We start from the raw sequence: 16405 nt of genomic DNA, 5'->3' as shown, positions 1-16405 counted from the left end.
GATAATAAAGCATGACCCGCTTGACGGCTAGCGCCGTCGGAGACCCTTGCAATGCCTGACCAAGATGTACGCTTGCAACACCTGAAAGTTTGGCTCGATGAGCAGTTGGCAAAGCTGTTTGCCGAACAGGGCTGGGGCACCGTGCCCCCGGCCACGTTGACTGCGGCCAGCAGCGACGCGAGTTTCCGCCGCTACTTCCGCTGGGAGGGCGATGGTCGCAGCTTCGTCGTGATGGACGCGCCGCCCCCCAGGAAAACTGCAAACCGTTCGTGGATATCGCCTTTTTGCTGGCGAAATCCGGAATAAATGTGCCGAAAATTTATGCCGAGGACCTCGAGCGCGGTTTTCTTTTGCTCAATGATCTGGGCAACAAGACCTATCTCGACGTGATCGATGGCGAAAATGCCGACGCGTTATTCCACGATGCCCTGCAAGCGCTGTTGGCTTTTCAACAGTTGCCGATGGTTGCGCCGTTGCCGAGTTACGACGTCGCCCTGTTGCGGTGTGAGCTGGAGTTGTTCCCCGAGTGGTACGTCAAGCATGAGCTGGGCATTGAATTCGATGCGGCTCAGCAGCAACAATGGCAGCACATCAGTGAGCTGCTGATCGACAGCGCGCTCGCGCAGCCGAAAGTGCTGGTGCACCGCGACTACATGCCGCGCAACCTGATGCTCAGCGAGCCCAATCCCGGCGTGCTGGATTTCCAGGACGCGGTATACGGCCCGGTGACCTACGACGTGACTTGCCTGTTCAAGGACGCCTTCCTCAGTTGGCCTGAAGAACGCGTGCGCGGCTGGCTGGAAAGTTATTGGCAGCAAGCCTCGGCGCTGGACATCCCAGTGCAGCCCGACTTCGAAGACTTTCTGCGCGCCAGCGACCTGATGGGTGTGCAACGTCACCTGAAAGTCATCGGCATCTTCGCGCGCATCTGTCATCGCGACGGCAAGCCGCGTTATCTGGCGGACGTGCCGCGCTTCTTCGCTTATATAGAAGCAGTGATCGCGCGCCGCCCTGAACTGGCGGAGCTGCAAGCGCTGTTCAGCAGCTTGCGTGCTGGAGCGACGGCATGAAGGCAATGATTCTGGCGGCGGGCAAAGGCGAGCGCATGCGCCCGCTGACCCTGACCACGCCGAAACCGCTGGTGCGTGCCGCTGGCGTGCCGCTGATCGAGTATCACCTGCGTGCCCTCGCGGCCGCAGGTTTCAACGAAATCGTCATCAACCACGCCTGGCTCGGTCAGCAGATCGAGGATCATCTGGGTGACGGTTCGCGTTTCGGCCTGAGCATCCAGTACTCGCCGGAGGGCGAGCCGCTGGAAACCGGTGGCGGGATTTTCCGAGCGCTGTCGTTACTTGGTGACGATGCGTTTCTGGTGGTCAACGGCGACATCTGGACCGATTACGACTTCAGCGTGCTGCACCAGCCGATCAATGGCCTGGCGCATTTGGTGCTGGCGGACAATCCGGCGCATCACCCGAATGGCGACTTCACTCTCATCGACGGCAAAGTGCAGGACGGCGAGCCTGATCAGCAGACGCTGACTTACAGCGGCATCGCCGTGCTGCACCCGCAGTTGTTCGATGGTTGCAGCGATGGCGCGTTCAAGCTCGCGCCGCTGCTACGCAACGTCATGGCCAAAGGTGAAGTGACGGGCGAGCGGTTGAAGGGGCATTGGGTAGATGTTGGTACCTACGAGCGTCTGGCCGAAGCCGAAGCTTTGATAGAAGCGAGTCGCTGAGATGCTGTGGCCAGGGACTCTGATTGGAGCCGGAGTGGGGTACGCGATTGCCAGCATTCCGGGGGCCATGCTTGGGGCGTTGTTGGGGCAGGCGCTGGATCGGCGCTTGCACTTGCAGAGCTGGGGACATTTACGCGAAAAGCTCGGCGGCCGGCCGATGCTGCGCAACGACGAATTGCTGTTCGTGTTGCTCGGGCGTCTGGCCAAGAGCGACGGGCGCGTCACTGACGGGCATATCCAGCAGGCGCGCAATGAAATGCGTGCGCTGGAGATGAGCGAGCCGGCGACTCGACGGGCCATCGCGGCGTTCAATCGCGGCAAGTCCGGCAGCGATAATCTGCGCGGCTATCTGCGCCGGTTAAGTACTCAGCCCCATGCGGCCGAAGGCGTTTTGCGTGCCTGCTGGCGCATGGTCTGGGCCGATGGTCGCGCTGGTGTCAGCGAACGTGAGTTACTGGCGCAGTGGGGCAAATGGCTGGGCTGGACGCCGCAACAGGTGCAAGCGCTGGCCAGCGATTATGAACCGGGCAAGCGGCCGATCGTCAGTGCGGCGGTGAGCTATCAGGAGGCGATGAAATTGCTTGGGGTGTCGGCGAGCAGCGAGCCGGCACAGATCAAGCGCGCCTACCGGCGATTGCTTAGTCGCCATCACCCGGACAAGATCGCCGGCAGCGGCGCGACGCCGGCACAGGTGCGTGAGGCGACCGAGCGGACGCGGGAATTGCATAGCGCCTATACGTTGATTCGGGAGCGGCGGGATTTTCGCTAGGCATTGAAGATGTGACGCCTGCAATGGCCCCTTCGCGAGCAAGCTCGCTCCCACATTCGACCCGGGTCCTTCAGATAAAACACGGTTAGATGTGGGAGCGAGCTTGCTCGCGAATGGGGCGACTCGGTTATCAGTCAACAGCCTGCGGATTCAACCAGCCCCGCACCCGCCGAAACAATTGTTCCTGCTCAGCCTTCTTGTCCGGCAACACCTTCAGCGCCACCTGGCTGAACGCCGAGGACTTCAGACGCTTGCTCGCCTGCATGCGCTCCAGCGCCGCGTTGCGATCCAGCGCTTTGTCCATATAAAAAATATCCACCGTCGGCAGCTTCAGCGTCGGCGTCAGTTCGGCGAGTGGCGGCAGGGCTTTGGCCGGTGCTTGCGCGTCAACCATGACCAGTTTCTCCACCTGAGGCGTTTGTCGCTCGCTGAGAAAGCGCGCCGCCCAATAGGCGCCGGTGCCGTGACCGAGTAGGACAATGCTGCGCGCGCTTTGCTGTTCGGCGTAGGCAATCGCCGCGTCAATCCTTCCGAAGATGCGATTGGCATCAGCCTTGGCCTGTTCTTCGCTGGTCTCGGCGACCACCTGTTCGGCAACTTCCGCTTCACCACCAGCGGCTTGTTCGATCGGTTGCGCGGTGGTGGCGTCCTTGCTTGTGGTTTCCGGGGCTTTCGGCGCGGCGGCCGGTTCGATCACGCGCGGGGCGATAGCGTCGCCTTGCAGGTCCGGCAGGGTAATGCTCAGGCTGCTCCACTCGGCATCCGGCAATCTGCGTCGCAACGGGCCGACTGCCTGCGGCCAGTCAGCGGTTTCGCCGGTGCCGGGAACGATGATCACCGCGCCTTTGGGCTCGGCGCTGTTGGCCGGTTTCCACAGGGCGAGGAAGGTGTCGCTGCCAGCCTGCAGTTGTTGCTGCTCTTGCGCCGGCAGTTTACGTTGCAGTGCGGCGGCCTCTTCCTGACTACGCTCAAGCAGTGGCTGGCGCTCGGCCGGTTTTTCTTCGGCGGGTTTATCCGTGGCGGCAGGCGCCGGGTCGGCGGCTTCGACGGAAAACGCACAAGGCAGGATCAGCGACAGGCACAATGCTGGCAGTGCCAGGCGGTAGACAGAGGGCATCGGTTATTCCAGGCCAGAAAGTATCCCGGCAGCCTAATGGGTTGGTCAGAATTTGTCAGTGTATGAGACTTCAATGAAGCGATTTTGCTGCCTGTGGGTTATCGGCTGTTTGTGGTTTCCCTTGATGGGCTGGGCGGCGCCTGCGCCACCGGATCATGCCGCGCAATTGTCGCCAGAGCAGCAGCAATGGCTGGCGCAGCACAACGAATTGCGCGTCGGCCTGGTCTTGCAAGCACCCTACGCAACCTACGATCGGCGCTTGCAGCGATTGTCCGGGGCCAATGTCGAGTTGATGAAACTGCTGGCCAAAACCCTCGGCGTGGAACTGAGCTGGCGTAACTTTCAGGATATCGGGGCATTGGAAAGCGCTTTGCGCGAGGGTGAAATCGACATCGCCCCGGGCCTGAGCCAGACTCCCAGCGCGCTGCGCCTCTGGCAGTTTTCCGACCCGTACATGCGCGTGCCGCAATTGGTGGTCAGCGATCAGAAAAGCAGCGGCGCGGTCGATCTGGAAAAACTCGACAGCCAGACCCGCGTCGCCGTGCGCATGCCGAGCAGCACCGCCGATTACCTGCGCAGCAACTATCCGCACTTGAATCTGCAAGGCGTACCGCTGGAGCGTCAGGCCTTGCAACTGCTGTTGAGTCAGCAAGCCTCCTACGCGGTGGTCGACGAAGCACAGTTGGGCCGGCTGTCGGTGGAGCCGGAATTTGCCGAACTGGTAGTGGTCGGCGATATCGGCCTGCCGCAACTGCTGCGCGTGGCCTCGCGGCGCGATTGGCCGGAACTGGCCGGCATCGTCCAGAGCGCCTTGCGCGCGATCCCGGCCAAGGATCTGGAACAACTGCACAACCAATGGCTGCAGCCGAAATACCCACGGCTGACCGAATCGCCGGGGTTCTGGCAGAACCTCAGTCTGTTGTTCGCGGTGATGCTGCTCAGTTGCGCGGCGATCATGGTCTGGCAGCGGCGCCAACAGCACAGCCTCGAACAACGCCTGCTCAGCGCCCGCGAAGACATTGCCTTGCGCGCGGCCAGTGAAGAGGCGCTGCGGCTGACACAGTTTTCCATCGACCAAAGCACCGTCGGCATTCTCTGGGTCAATTGGGACAGCCATGTGCGTTACGCCAACCGCGCGGCGGAAAACATGCTCGGCTATCCCTCGGGCGGGCTGATCGAACGGCCGCTGATCGATTTCGAGCCCGGCCTGCACATGGATCGCTGGCTCAATCTGTGGAAGCGTGCACGGGCCAGTGAAGAAGGGCCGCTGAGCTTCGAAAGCAGCTGCCTGCGTGCCGATGGCAGCGTGTTGCCGGCTGACGTTTCCCTGAGCTTCCTGCGTTTTCGCGACAGTGAATATCTGGTGGTCTACCTCACCGATGTCACCGACCGTCGCCGTGCGCTCGCCGCGCTGCAGGAAAGCGAGGCGCGTTTGCAAGGCATCGCCGCCAACGTCCCGGGTCTGGTGTTCAGGCTGGAGCGGGCACCGGTCACTGGGCAGATCGACTTTGCCTATATCAGCGAAGGCAGCGAAAGTCTGGTCGGTTATGCGCCGGCAGCCATCGCCCATCGCGACATGGGCCTGCGCAGTCTGGTGCATCCCGACGACAAGGCCAGTTATCACCGCACCCAGGATCAGGCGCTGGACACCGACAGCGACTGGTCATGGCAGGGGCGCATCGTCACGCGCCAGGGCGAGCAGCGCTGGGCCGAGATCAAGGCGATCACCCGCCAGTTGGAGGACGGCGCCTATGTGTGGGACGGCATCGTCTGGGACATCAGCGAAAGCAAACGCATCGAGCTGGAACTGGCGGCCTCGCGCGAGCAACTGCGTGAACTGTCGGCGCACCTGGAGAGCGTGCGCGAAGAAGAGAAGGCGCGCATCGCCCGCGAAGTCCATGATGAGTTGGGACAGATGCTCACCGTGCTGAAACTGGAGACATCGATGTGCGAATTGGCCTACGCGCAACTCGATCCGGGACTCAACGAGCGGCTCAACAGCATGAAGCGCCTGATCGCACAGTTATTTCAGCTGGTGCGCGATGTGGCGACGGCGTTGCGTCCGCCGATTCTTGATGCGGGGATTGCCTCGGCCATCGAGTGGCAGGCTCGGCGTTTCGAGGCGCGCACACAGATACCGTGTCTGGTGCAGGTGCCGGACAACCTGCCGGCGCTCAGCGATGCCAAGGCGGTGGGGCTGTTCCGGATTTTGCAGGAAGCGCTGACCAACGTGATGCGCCATGCTCAGGCGCATACGGTGGAATTGACGCTGGCGCTTACGGGCGATGAATTGTGTCTGACCGTCAGCGATGATGGCGTAGGATTTGTCGCCGCCGAGGGTCGGCCGACGTCGTTTGGTCTGGTCGGCATGCGTGAGCGAGTGTTGATCATGGGCGGGCGGCTGGAGCTGGTGAGTGAGCCGGGGGAGGGCACCAGTCTGGTGGTGCGAGTGCCGGTGCGTGAGGTCTGAAAGTCTGTGGTGTTTGGGCTGACGCTATCGCGAGCAGGCTCACTCCTACAGGGATTGGTGTGTACCTGAAATCTGGAGAAGAACGTGATCCGTGTACTGGTAGCCGAAGACCACACCATCGTCCGTGAAGGCATCAAGCAATTGATCGGCCTGGCCAAGGATCTGCAAGTGGTGGGGGAGGCGAGCAATGGTGAGCAACTGCTGGAGACTCTGCGCAGCGTGCCTTGCGAGGTGGTGTTGCTGGACATCTCCATGCCCGGCGTCAATGGCCTGGAAGCGATCCCGCGTATCCGGGCGCTGAACAGTCCGCCGGCGATTCTGGTGCTGTCGATGCACGACGAAGCGCAAATGGCCGCGCGAGCCTTGAAGGTCGGCGCGGCCGGGTATGCGACCAAGGACAGCGACCCGGCGCTGCTGCTCACGGCGATTCGCAAAGTCGCGGCGGGTGGGCGTTACATTGACCCGGAACTGGCCGACCGCATGGTCTTCGAAGTCGGCCTGACCGATACCCGGCCGCTGCATTCGCTGCTGTCGGAACGCGAATTCTCGGTGTTCGAGCGCCTGGCCCAAGGCGCCAACGTCAACGACATCGCCCAGCAACTGGCCTTGAGCAGCAAGACCATCAGCACGCACAAGGCGCGGCTGATGCAGAAGCTCAACATCACCTCGCTGGCCGAGCTGGTGAAATATGCGATGGAGCACAAACTCCTCTAAAAATCACCGCGGTCAAAACTGTGGGAGCGGGCTTGCTCGCGAAAGCGGTGTACCAGTCGCCGAATGAGTTGAATGACCCACCGCATTCGCGAGCAAGCCCGCTCCCACAAGGGATGTGCTTTGAGGCTGGCATCTTGGGCATATCTGTTAGCGACAAACGCTTTTGCCTGTTCTTGCCGCTTGCAGCTTGCCCCTTGCCGCTGCGTTTGCCCAAACGCGCCATCCTTGTAGGGCAATCCCTACCCCCAGCCTTCCATTACGCTTAAGCGATTCTCTCCTGCGCCCCGATTTGCGTGGCCGCCGCCAGCCACTAGGCTTGATGAACAAGCAGTCATCAACAACAAAGGTGTGGGTATGAGCCAGGTCGATACAAACGCAGGGACCGGTGATGTGCTGGTCAGCTTTCGTGGTGTGCAGAAGAGCTACGACGGCGAGAACCTGATCGTCAAAGACCTCAACCTGGACATTCGCAAAGGCGAATTCCTCACCCTGCTCGGGCCGTCCGGTTCGGGCAAGACCACCAGCCTGATGATGCTCGCCGGATTCGAGACGCCGACCGCCGGCGAGATTCTGCTGGCCGGGCGTTCGATCAACAACGTGCCGCCGCACAAGCGCGACATCGGCATGGTGTTCCAGAATTACGCGCTGTTCCCGCACATGACCGTTGCCGAAAACCTCGCTTTTCCGCTGTCCGTGCGTGGCCTGAACAAAAGCGACGTCAGCGAGCGGGTGAAGAAAGTCCTCAGCATGGTTCAGCTCGATGCCTTCGCCTCGCGTTATCCGGCGCAGCTGTCCGGTGGTCAGCAGCAGCGTGTGGCACTGGCACGCGCGCTGGTGTTCGAGCCGCAACTGGTGTTGATGGACGAGCCGCTCGGCGCACTCGACAAACAACTGCGTGAACACATGCAGATGGAGATCAAGCACCTGCACCAGCGCCTCGGCGTGACCGTCGTCTACGTGACTCACGACCAAGGCGAAGCGCTGACCATGTCCGATCGCGTTGCCGTGTTCCATCAGGGCGAGATCCAGCAGATCGCGCCGCCGCGCACGCTTTACGAAGAGCCGAAAAACACCTTTGTCGCCAACTTCATCGGCGAGAACAACCGTCTCAACGGCCGCCTGCTCAGCCAGAGCGGCGAGCGTTGCGTGGTCGAACTGGGCCGTGGCGAAAAGGTCGAGGCGCTGGCGGTCAACGTCGGCCAGACCGGCGAGCCAGTGACCCTGTCGATCCGTCCGGAGCGCGTCAGTCTCAACGGTTCGAGCGATCAATGCGTCAACCGCTTCTCAGGGAGGGTGGCGGAATTCATCTATCTGGGCGACCACGTCCGGGTGCGCCTGGAAGTCTGCGGCAAGACCGACTTCTTCGTGAAACAACCGATTGCCGAGCTCGATCCTGCGCTCAGCGTCGGCGACGTGGTTCCGCTTGGCTGGCAGGTCGAGCACGTTCGCGCGCTTGATCCGCTTTTAGAGGCGCACTAAGCGCCCCGGCAATACCAACCCACCAATCCTGCACGTGGAGAGAACAATAAATGTTGAGATCCCTGAAGTTCACCGCCCTGACTCTGGGCCTGATGGGTGCGACCGGCGCGATGGCCGCCGGCCCGGACTTGACCGTGGTGTCGTTTGGCGGGGCGAACAAGGCGGCGCAAGTCAAAGCCTTCTATGCACCGTGGGAAGCGGCGGGTAACGGCAAGATCGTTGCCGGCGAATACAACGGCGAGATGGCCAAGGTCAAAGCCATGGTCGACACCAAGAGCGTGTCGTGGGATCTGGTCGAAGTTGAATCGCCAGAGCTGTCCCGCGGTTGCGACGAAGACATGTTCGAGCAGCTTGATCCTGCGCTGTTCGGCAAGACCGAAGACTACGTCAAGGGCGCCATTCAGCCGTGCGGCGTAGGTTTCTTCGTCTGGTCGACCGTGCTGGCTTACAACGCCGACAAGCTGAAAACCGCACCGACCAGTTGGGCGGATTTCTGGGATACGAAGAAATTCCCGGGCAAGCGCGGCCTGCGCAAAGGCGCCAAGTACACCCTCGAATTCGCCTTGATGGCCGACGGCGTGGCGCCGAAAGACGTCTACAAGGAGCTGGCGAGCAAGGGCGGCCAGGATCGGGCGTTCAAGAAACTCGATGAGCTCAAGCCAAGCATTCAGTGGTGGGAAGCCGGCGCGCAACCGCCGCAATACCTCGCTTCCGGCGACGTGGTAATGAGTTCGGCCTACAACGGTCGCATCGCTGCGGTGCAGAAAGAATCCAACCTGAAAGTCGTGTGGAACGGCGGCATCTACGACTTCGACGCCTGGGCCATCCCGAAAGGCCTGGACGCCAAGCGCGCGGAAGCGGCGAAGAAATTCATCGCCTTCTCGGTGCAGCCGCAGCAGCAGAAGACCTACTCGGAAAACATCGCCTACGGCCCGGCCAACACCCAGGCTGTGCCGCTGCTGGCCAAGGATGTCCTGAAGGACATGCCAACCACCCCGGAAAACATCGCCAACCAGGTGCAGATCGACGTCAGCTTCTGGGCTGACAACGGCGAGCAACTGGAGCAGCGCTTCAATTCCTGGGCGGCGAAATAACCACTTTTTTACCTGTATGGAGATGGCAAGGGCGCTTTTGTGGCGAGGGGATTTATCCCCGTTGGGTTGCGAAGCAGCCCCGAAGCCATACCCGCTCGGTGGGTCAGGTAAACCGCATTCTCAGGTTTTACGACTGCTGCGCAGCCGAACGGGGATAAATCCCTCGCCACAAAGGTTCGCTGCCACAGGAGGACTCGCTCCCACAGGTAGCAGTGTTCCAACACAACAGAGGTGGTTCGCCACCTCTGTAACGATCAAAGATTTGCGGAGTACGTCATGGCCATCGCCGTTCCCCTGAACGAGGGCGCCAGCCCCACCTTGAAGCAAAAGCTCAAGCACGCCGAGCGGGTCAACCGCTGGAAGGCCCAGGCGCTGATTGCGCCGCTGGTGCTGTTTCTGCTGCTGGTGTTTCTGGTGCCGATCGTGGCGCTGCTCTATAAAAGCGTCGGCAACCCGGAAGTGGTTGGCGGCATGCCGCGCACTGTCACTGCCATCTCAAGTTGGGACGGCCGTGGTCTGCCCGCCGAGCCGGTGTACAAGGCGGCCAGCGAAGACCTCGCCGAAGCCCGCAAAAACCAGACGCTGGGCGATCTGTCCAAGCGCTTGAACATGGAGTTGGCTGGCTACCGCAGCCTGCTGACCAAAACCGCCCGGGCGCTGCCGTTCGCCAGCGAACCGGCCTCTTATAAAGAAGCGCTGGAAGCGCTCGACGAACGCTGGGGCGATCCGGCTTATTGGCAAGCGGTGAAACGCAACACCAGCAGCATCACTCCGTATTACCTGCTGGCGGCGGTCGATCACCGTATCGATGACCTCGGCGAACTGGCACCAGCCACCCCGGATCAGGCGATCTACCTCGACATTTTCGCCCGCACCTTCTGGATGGGCCTGGTCATCACCGTGATCTGCCTGTTGCTCGCCTATCCATTGGCTTATCTGCTGGCGAATCTGCCTTCGCGCCAAAGCAACCTGCTGATGATCCTGGTGCTGCTGCCGTTCTGGACCTCGATTCTGGTGCGGGTTGCAGCCTGGATCGTGCTGCTGCAATCCGGCGGCCTGATCAACAGTGCGCTGCTGGCCATGGGCATCATCGATAAACCGCTGGAACTGGTGTTCAACCGCACCGGCGTGTACATCTCGATGGTGCACATCCTGCTGCCGTTCATGATTCTGCCGATCTACAGCGTGATGAAAGGCATCTCGCCGACCTACATGCGCGCGGCGATTTCCCTCGGTTGCCATCCGTTCGCCAGCTTCTGGCGTGTGTACTTCCCGCAGACCTATGCTGGTGTCGGCGCCGGCTGCCTGTTGGTGTTCATCCTCGCCATCGGCTACTACATCACCCCGGCGCTGCTCGGCAGCCCGAACGACCAAATGGTCAGCTACTTCGTCGCCTTCTACACCAACACCAGCATCAACTGGGGCATGGCCACCGCGCTCGGCGGGCTGCTGTTGCTGGCGACCGTGGTGCTTTATCTGATCTACAGTTGGCTGGTCGGCGCCAGTCGCCTGCGCCTGAGCTAAGGGGAATTTGCGATGCTGAGTCCTTACATGTCGCCCATCGAACGGGTGTGGTTCTACAGCCTGCGGATTCTCTGCGGCCTGATCCTGTTGTTTCTGATCCTGCCGGTGCTGGTGATTATTCCGCTGTCGTTCAACTCGGGGAGTTTTCTGGTCTATCCGCTGCAGGGCTTCTCGCTGCAGTGGTATCACGACTTCTTCGCCTCGGCGGAATGGATGCGCGCACTGAAAAACAGCATCATCGTCGCCCCGGCGGCAACGGTGCTGGCGATGATCTTCGGCACGCTGGCGGCGATCGGCCTGACCCGTGGCGACTTCCCCGGCAAGTCGCTGGTGATGGCGCTGGTGATCTCGCCGATGGTGGTGCCGGTGGTGATCATCGGCGTGGCGAGTTATCTGTTCTTCGCGCCGTTGGGACTGGGCAACAGCTTCTTTTCGCTGATTGTCGTGCACGCGGTGCTGGGCGTGCCGTTTGTGATCATCACGGTTTCGGCGACGTTGCAGGGTTTCAATCACAATCTGGTGCGTGCCGCTGCGAGTCTCGGCGCTTCACCGCTGACGGCGTTCCGCCGGGTGACCTTGCCGCTGATTGCGCCGGGGGTGATTTCCGGGGCGCTGTTTGCCTTTGCGACGTCGTTCGATGAAGTGGTGGTAACGCTGTTTCTTGCCGGGCCCGAGCAGGCGACGTTGCCTCGGCAGATGTTCAGCGGCATTCGCGAGAACCTCAGCCCGACGATTGCCGCTGCGGCGACGTTGCTGATTGCTTTCTCCGTCATCCTGCTTCTGACCCTTGAATGGCTGCGCGGGCGTAGCGAGAAACTGCGTACTGCGCAGGTCTGACACCAGCCCCTCTGCCGGAACCGAATCGTTTTCTGTAGGAGCTGCCGAAGGCTGCGATCTTTTGATTTTGCTTTTAAATCAAGATCAAAAGATCGCAGCCTTCGGCAGCTCCTACAGGTTATCCGTTGGTCATTCATGACCTGAATAGCAGACAACCCCAAATCCCCAGCTAATCTTGTGCCCAGCTCCCACATCTATAAGAGGCTGCGCACCATGAGTCTGTCCCAGTTCAAAATCGCTCACAAACTGATCACCGGCGCCGCAGCCATCGAGCAACTGGCCGCCGAGCTCACGCGCCTTGATGTCGACAACCCGCTGATCGTCACCGACGCGGCGCTGGTCAAGTCCGGCACCGTCGAGCTGGCGCTGGTGCAACTCGGCGGGCGCGAGTACGAGATTTTCGACCGTGTGCTGCCCGATCCGGAAATCGCCATCGTCGAAGACTGCATGCGCGCCTATCGCGAGGGCGGGCATGACGGTTTGATCGGCCTTGGCGGAGGCAGCGCCATCGACATTGCCAAGAGTGTCGCCGCCTACGCCGGTTACCACGGCGCGCTGGAAGATCTGTTCGGCGTCGATCAGGTGCCGCGCAAAGGCCCGCCGCTGATTGCCATTCCGACCACCGCCGGCACTGGCTCTGAAGTCACCAACGTGGCGATCCTCTCGGACAAGGTCGCGCAGTTGAAGAAAGGCATCGTCAGCGACTATCTGCTGCCGGACGTGGCGCTGGTCAGTCCGCAAATGACCCTGACCTGTCCGCGCAGCGTCACCGCCGCCAGTGGTGTCGATGCACTGGTGCACGCCATTGAATCCTATCTGTCGGTGAATGCCTCGCCGATCACCGACTCCCTCGCCATTGGCGCGATCAAGTTGATCGCCAGCGCCTTGCCCAAGGCCTACGCCAACGGTGCCAACTTGCAAGCGCGCGAAGACATGGCCACCGCCAGCCTGATGGCCGGCATGGCGTTCGGTAACGCCGGGGTGGGTGCGGTGCATGCGCTGGCGTATCCGTTGGGCGGGCGCTTCAACATTGCCCACGGCGTCAGCAACGCCTTGCTGCTGCCCTATGTGATGACCTGGAACAAAATGGCCTGCGTCGAACGCATGCAGGATATTGCCGAAGCCATGGGCGTGAAGACCGCTCATCTGAGCGTCAGCGAAGCAGCGGAAAAAGCCGTGCAGGCCATGACCGACCTGTGCGCGGCGGTGGAAATCCCTGCCGGGCTGCGCAGTTTCGGCGTGCCGGAGGAAGCGATCCCGGCGATGGCCGTGGAGGCCGCCGGCATCGAGCGGCTGATGCGCAACAATCCGCGCAAACTCAGCGCCGGCGATATCGAGAAGATCTACCGCGCGGCTTACTGAGGCGCGGTCGCTGAGGGCTCATGGCACAACCCAATCATCGCGGTCCCGGTGCGCGCGTGGAAACTTGAGGTATACAATGCGCGCCATCGTGATTTAGCTCAGCACAGGTGCGTCATGCAGCCCTTCGTAATTGCTCCGTCGATCCTCTCCGCCGACTTCGCCCGCCTCGGCGAGGAAGTGGACAACGTTCTCGCCGCCGGCGCCGACTTCGTCCACTTCGATGTCATGGACAACCACTACGTACCGAACCTGACGATCGGCCCGATGGTCTGCGCGGCGCTGCGCAAGTACGGCGTCACCGCGCCGATCGACGCGCACCTGATGGTCAGCCCGGTGGACCGCATCGTCGGCGACTTCATTGAAGCCGGCGCGACCTACATCACCTTCCACCCCGAAGCTACTTTGCACGTCGATCGCTCGCTGCAGCTGATCCGTGAAGGCGGCTGCAAGTCCGGCCTGGTGTTCAATCCGGCGACTCCGCTGGACGTGCTCAAGTACGTGATCGACAAGGTCGACATGGTCCTGCTGATGAGCGTCAACCCGGGCTTCGGCGGGCAGAAGTTCATTCCCGGCACCCTCGACAAGCTGCGTGAAGCGCGCGCCATCATCGATGCCTCGGGCCGCGACATCCGTCTGGAAATCGACGGCGGCGTCAACGTCAACAATATCCGCGAAATCGCCGCTGCCGGCGCTGACACCTTCGTCGCCGGTTCGGCCATTTTCAACGCGCCGAACTATCAGGAAGTCATCGACAAGATGCGTTCCGAACTGGCACTGGCACGCCCATGAGCGGTTTTGAGCAGTTGTTCCCGGGGCAACTGCCACGGTTGGTGATGTTCGATCTGGATGGCACGCTGATCGATTCGGTTCCCGACCTGGCGGCGGCGGTGGACACCATGCTGCTCTCCCTCGGCCGTCCGCCGGCGGGCATCGAAGCAGTGCGCGAATGGGTCGGCAATGGCGCGCCGGTGCTGGTGCGTCGGGCCTTGGCCGGTGGCATCGATCATTCGGCTGTGGATGACGCTGAAGCCGAGCGCGCATTGGAGATTTTCATGGAGGCGTACGGCGCCAGCCATGAGCTGACCGTGGTCTATCCCGGTGTGCGCGACACGCTCAAGTGGCTGCACAAGCAAGGCGTGGCCATGGCGCTGATCACCAACAAGCCCGAGCGCTTCGTCGCGCCGCTGCTCGATCAGATGAAGATCGGTCGCTACTTCAAGTGGATCATCGGCGGCGATACCCTGCCGCAGAAGAAGCCTGACCCGGCAGCACTGTTTTTCGTGATGAAAATGGCCAATATTCCGGCCTCGCAATCGTTGTTCGTCGGCGACTCGCGCAGCGATGTGCAAGCGGCGAAAGCGGCGGGGGTCAAATGTGTGGCGCTCAGTTATGGCTACAACCATGGCCGGCCGATTGCCGAGGAATCGCCGGCGCTGGTGATCGACGATTTGCGCAAACTAATTCCCGGTTGCCTGGATCTGGCCGGTGGGATAACGTTGCCCGACGCTGTTCAACCCCCTTCTGGAAACGCCATCGTGGTGGTCACCCGCAAACTCTGGATGAAAGTCATCAAGGCCCTGGCCCGTTGGCGTTGGCGCGCCTGACTGATTCTGGCCGGCCCTGCCGGCGCGTTTGCATACCTGACTGATTGCACCTCACACCACGAGGCACCTTATGAATCGCGAAGAATTCCTGCGTCTGGCCGCTGACGGCTATAACCGCATCCCGCTGGCCTGCGAAACCCTGGCTGACTTCGACACGCCGCTGTCGATCTACCTGAAACTGGCCGACCAGCCCAACTCCTACCTGCTCGAATCGGTGCAGGGCGGCGAGAAATGGGGCCGTTACTCGATCATCGGCCTGCCGTGCCGCACTGTGCTGCGGGTGCACGACCATCACGTCAGCATCAGCGTGGATGGCGTCGAGACCGAGAGCCACGAGGTTGAAGACCCGCTGGCGTTCGTCGAAACCTTCAAGGCGCGCTACAACGTGCCGACCATCGCCGGCCTGCCGCGCTTCAACGGTGGTCTGGTCGGCTACTTCGGTTACGACTGTGTGCGCTATGTCGAGAAGCGTCTGGGCAAATGCCCGAACCCGGATCCGCTGGGCGTGCCGGACATTCTGCTGATGGTCTCCGACGCTGTCGTGGTATTCGACAATCTGGCCGGCAAGATGCACGCGATCGTCCTCGCCGACCCGGCGCAGGCCGATGCCTTCGAACAAGGCGAGGCGCGGTTGCAGGAACTGCTCGAGCAACTGCGTCAGCCGATCACCCCGCGTCGTGGCCTGGATTTCAGCAAACAGCAAGCGGCCGATCCGGTGTTTCGTTCCAGTTTCACTCAGGACGATTACGAAAAAGCCGTCGACACCATCAAGGAATACATCCTCGCCGGCGACTGCATGCAGGTGGTGCCGTCGCAGCGCATGTCGATCGACTTCAAGGCTGCGCCGATCGATCTATACCGCGCGCTGCGGTGCTTCAACCCGACGCCGTACATGTACTTCTTTAACTTCGGCGATTTCCACGTCGTCGGCAGTTCGCCGGAAGTGCTGGTGCGTGTTGAAGACAATTTGATCACCGTGCGCCCGATCGCCGGCACTCGCCCACGCGGCGCCACCGAAGAAGCCGATGTGGCGCTGGAGCAGGATCTGCTCTCGGATGACAAGGAGATCGCCGAGCACTTGATGCTGATCGATCTGGGCCGCAACGATACCGGGCGAGTCTCGGAAATCGGTTCGGTGAAGCTCACCGAGAAAATGGTCATCGAGCGTTATTCCAATGTGATGCACATCGTCTCCAACGTCACCGGCCAGTTGAAAGAAGGACTGACCGCGATGGACGCACTGCGGGCGATTCTGCCAGCGGGCACCTTGTCGGGCGCGCCGAAGATTCGTGCGATGGAAATCATCGATGAACTGGAGCCGGTCAAGCGTGGCGTGTACGGCGGTGCGGTCGGTTACTTCGCCTGGAACGGCAACATGGACACCGCGATTGCCATTCGCACGGCGGTGATCAAGAACGGTGAATTGCACGTGCAGGCCGGCGGCGGCATCGTCGCCGACTCGGTGCCGGCGCTGGAATGGGAAGAAACCCTGAACAAACGCCGCGCGATGTTCCGCGCCGTGGCGTTGGCCGAGCAGACCCCGGACGCCTGATCCACGCAATTTCCCATGTGGGAGCAAGCCTGCTCGCGAAGATGGGGTGTCAGTCACCGTTGATATTGACTGACCCAGCGCTTTCGCGAGCAGGCTCGCTCCCACATTGGGTTTTGTGTTGAGGCATAAAAAAGCGGCGCCCTGT

At 61.5% G+C, this 16405-nt stretch carries 13 protein-coding genes and 1 pseudogene; 13 read left to right on the top strand and 1 reads right to left on the bottom strand.

Annotated features, from left to right (window positions below; all coding sequences use genetic code 11):
- Positions 1-51 precede the first annotated feature (51 nt).
- The 3 genes and pseudogenes from ACZZZ4_RS06205 (at position 52) to ACZZZ4_RS06195 (ending at position 2507) form a co-directional block, all read left to right on the top strand.
- Positions 52-1070 (top strand): annotated as a pseudogene (locus tag ACZZZ4_RS06205) (aminoglycoside phosphotransferase family protein).
- A complete protein-coding gene (murU, locus tag ACZZZ4_RS06200; protein WP_122506051.1) occupies positions 1067-1738 on the top strand; it encodes an N-acetylmuramate alpha-1-phosphate uridylyltransferase MurU in 672 nt (223 codons plus the stop codon). Before ACZZZ4_RS06205 ends, murU begins: the two are co-directional and overlap by 4 nt.
- A gap of 1 nt (position 1739) precedes the next feature.
- Positions 1740-2507: a TerB family tellurite resistance protein gene (locus ACZZZ4_RS06195; RefSeq protein WP_039757727.1), complete on the top strand. Its 768-nt coding sequence runs from the start codon at positions 1740-1742 to the stop codon at positions 2505-2507.
- A 130-nt stretch (positions 2508-2637) separates the two neighbouring features.
- Here the strand turns inward: ACZZZ4_RS06195 and ACZZZ4_RS06190 are convergent, their stop codons facing one another.
- Positions 2638-3624, bottom strand: a complete 987-nt coding sequence (locus ACZZZ4_RS06190; protein ID WP_463547441.1) for an alpha/beta hydrolase family protein — start codon at positions 3622-3624, stop codon at positions 2638-2640.
- Between the two features lie 73 nt (positions 3625-3697).
- Between ACZZZ4_RS06190 and ACZZZ4_RS06185 the strand changes: the two genes are divergently transcribed.
- The 10 genes from ACZZZ4_RS06185 to trpE all read left to right on the top strand — a co-directional run bounded on the left by ACZZZ4_RS06185 (position 3698) and on the right by trpE (position 16260).
- Positions 3698-6094: a PAS domain-containing sensor histidine kinase gene (locus tag ACZZZ4_RS06185; RefSeq protein WP_463547440.1), complete on the top strand. Its 2397-nt coding sequence runs from the start codon at positions 3698-3700 to the stop codon at positions 6092-6094.
- An 84-nt stretch (positions 6095-6178) separates the two neighbouring features.
- The gene (locus ACZZZ4_RS06180) at positions 6179-6808 is read left to right on the top strand and encodes a response regulator (protein WP_463547439.1); all 630 of its coding nucleotides are present in this window, start codon (positions 6179-6181) and stop codon (positions 6806-6808) included.
- Between the two features lie 354 nt (positions 6809-7162).
- Entirely contained in the window at positions 7163-8287 is a 1125-nt protein-coding gene (locus tag ACZZZ4_RS06175; RefSeq protein ID WP_463547438.1) for an ABC transporter ATP-binding protein, read from the top strand.
- A gap of 50 nt (positions 8288-8337) precedes the next feature.
- A complete protein-coding gene (locus tag ACZZZ4_RS06170) occupies positions 8338-9381 on the top strand; it encodes an ABC transporter substrate-binding protein (RefSeq protein ID WP_016772907.1) in 1044 nt (347 codons plus the stop codon).
- Between the two features lie 276 nt (positions 9382-9657).
- Entirely contained in the window at positions 9658-10905 is a 1248-nt protein-coding gene (locus tag ACZZZ4_RS06165; protein ID WP_463547437.1) for an ABC transporter permease, read from the top strand.
- A gap of 12 nt (positions 10906-10917) precedes the next feature.
- The gene (locus ACZZZ4_RS06160) at positions 10918-11742 is read left to right on the top strand and encodes an ABC transporter permease (RefSeq protein WP_016772909.1); all 825 of its coding nucleotides are present in this window, start codon (positions 10918-10920) and stop codon (positions 11740-11742) included.
- A 213-nt stretch (positions 11743-11955) separates the two neighbouring features.
- Positions 11956-13104 (top strand): iron-containing alcohol dehydrogenase, encoded by a 1149-nt coding sequence (locus tag ACZZZ4_RS06155; RefSeq protein ID WP_463547436.1) that lies wholly within the window; start codon positions 11956-11958, stop codon positions 13102-13104.
- Between the two features lie 114 nt (positions 13105-13218).
- Positions 13219-13893 carry a ribulose-phosphate 3-epimerase gene (rpe, locus tag ACZZZ4_RS06150; protein WP_007918813.1) on the top strand — a complete coding sequence of 225 codons (675 nt, stop codon included), beginning with the start codon at positions 13219-13221 and terminating at the stop codon, positions 13891-13893.
- Positions 13890-14708 carry a phosphoglycolate phosphatase gene (locus tag ACZZZ4_RS06145; RefSeq protein WP_041476686.1) on the top strand — a complete coding sequence of 273 codons (819 nt, stop codon included), beginning with the start codon at positions 13890-13892 and terminating at the stop codon, positions 14706-14708. Before rpe ends, ACZZZ4_RS06145 begins: the two co-directional genes overlap by 4 nt.
- A gap of 70 nt (positions 14709-14778) precedes the next feature.
- Entirely contained in the window at positions 14779-16260 is a 1482-nt protein-coding gene (gene trpE, locus ACZZZ4_RS06140; RefSeq protein WP_463547435.1) for an anthranilate synthase component I, read from the top strand.
- The last annotated feature ends 145 nt before the right edge of the window (positions 16261-16405 follow it).

This window comes from Pseudomonas sp. AC252, assembly GCF_979258105.1.
The sequence above is the reverse complement of the archived record's forward strand: the minus strand, read 5'-3'. Positions and strand labels throughout refer to the sequence as shown.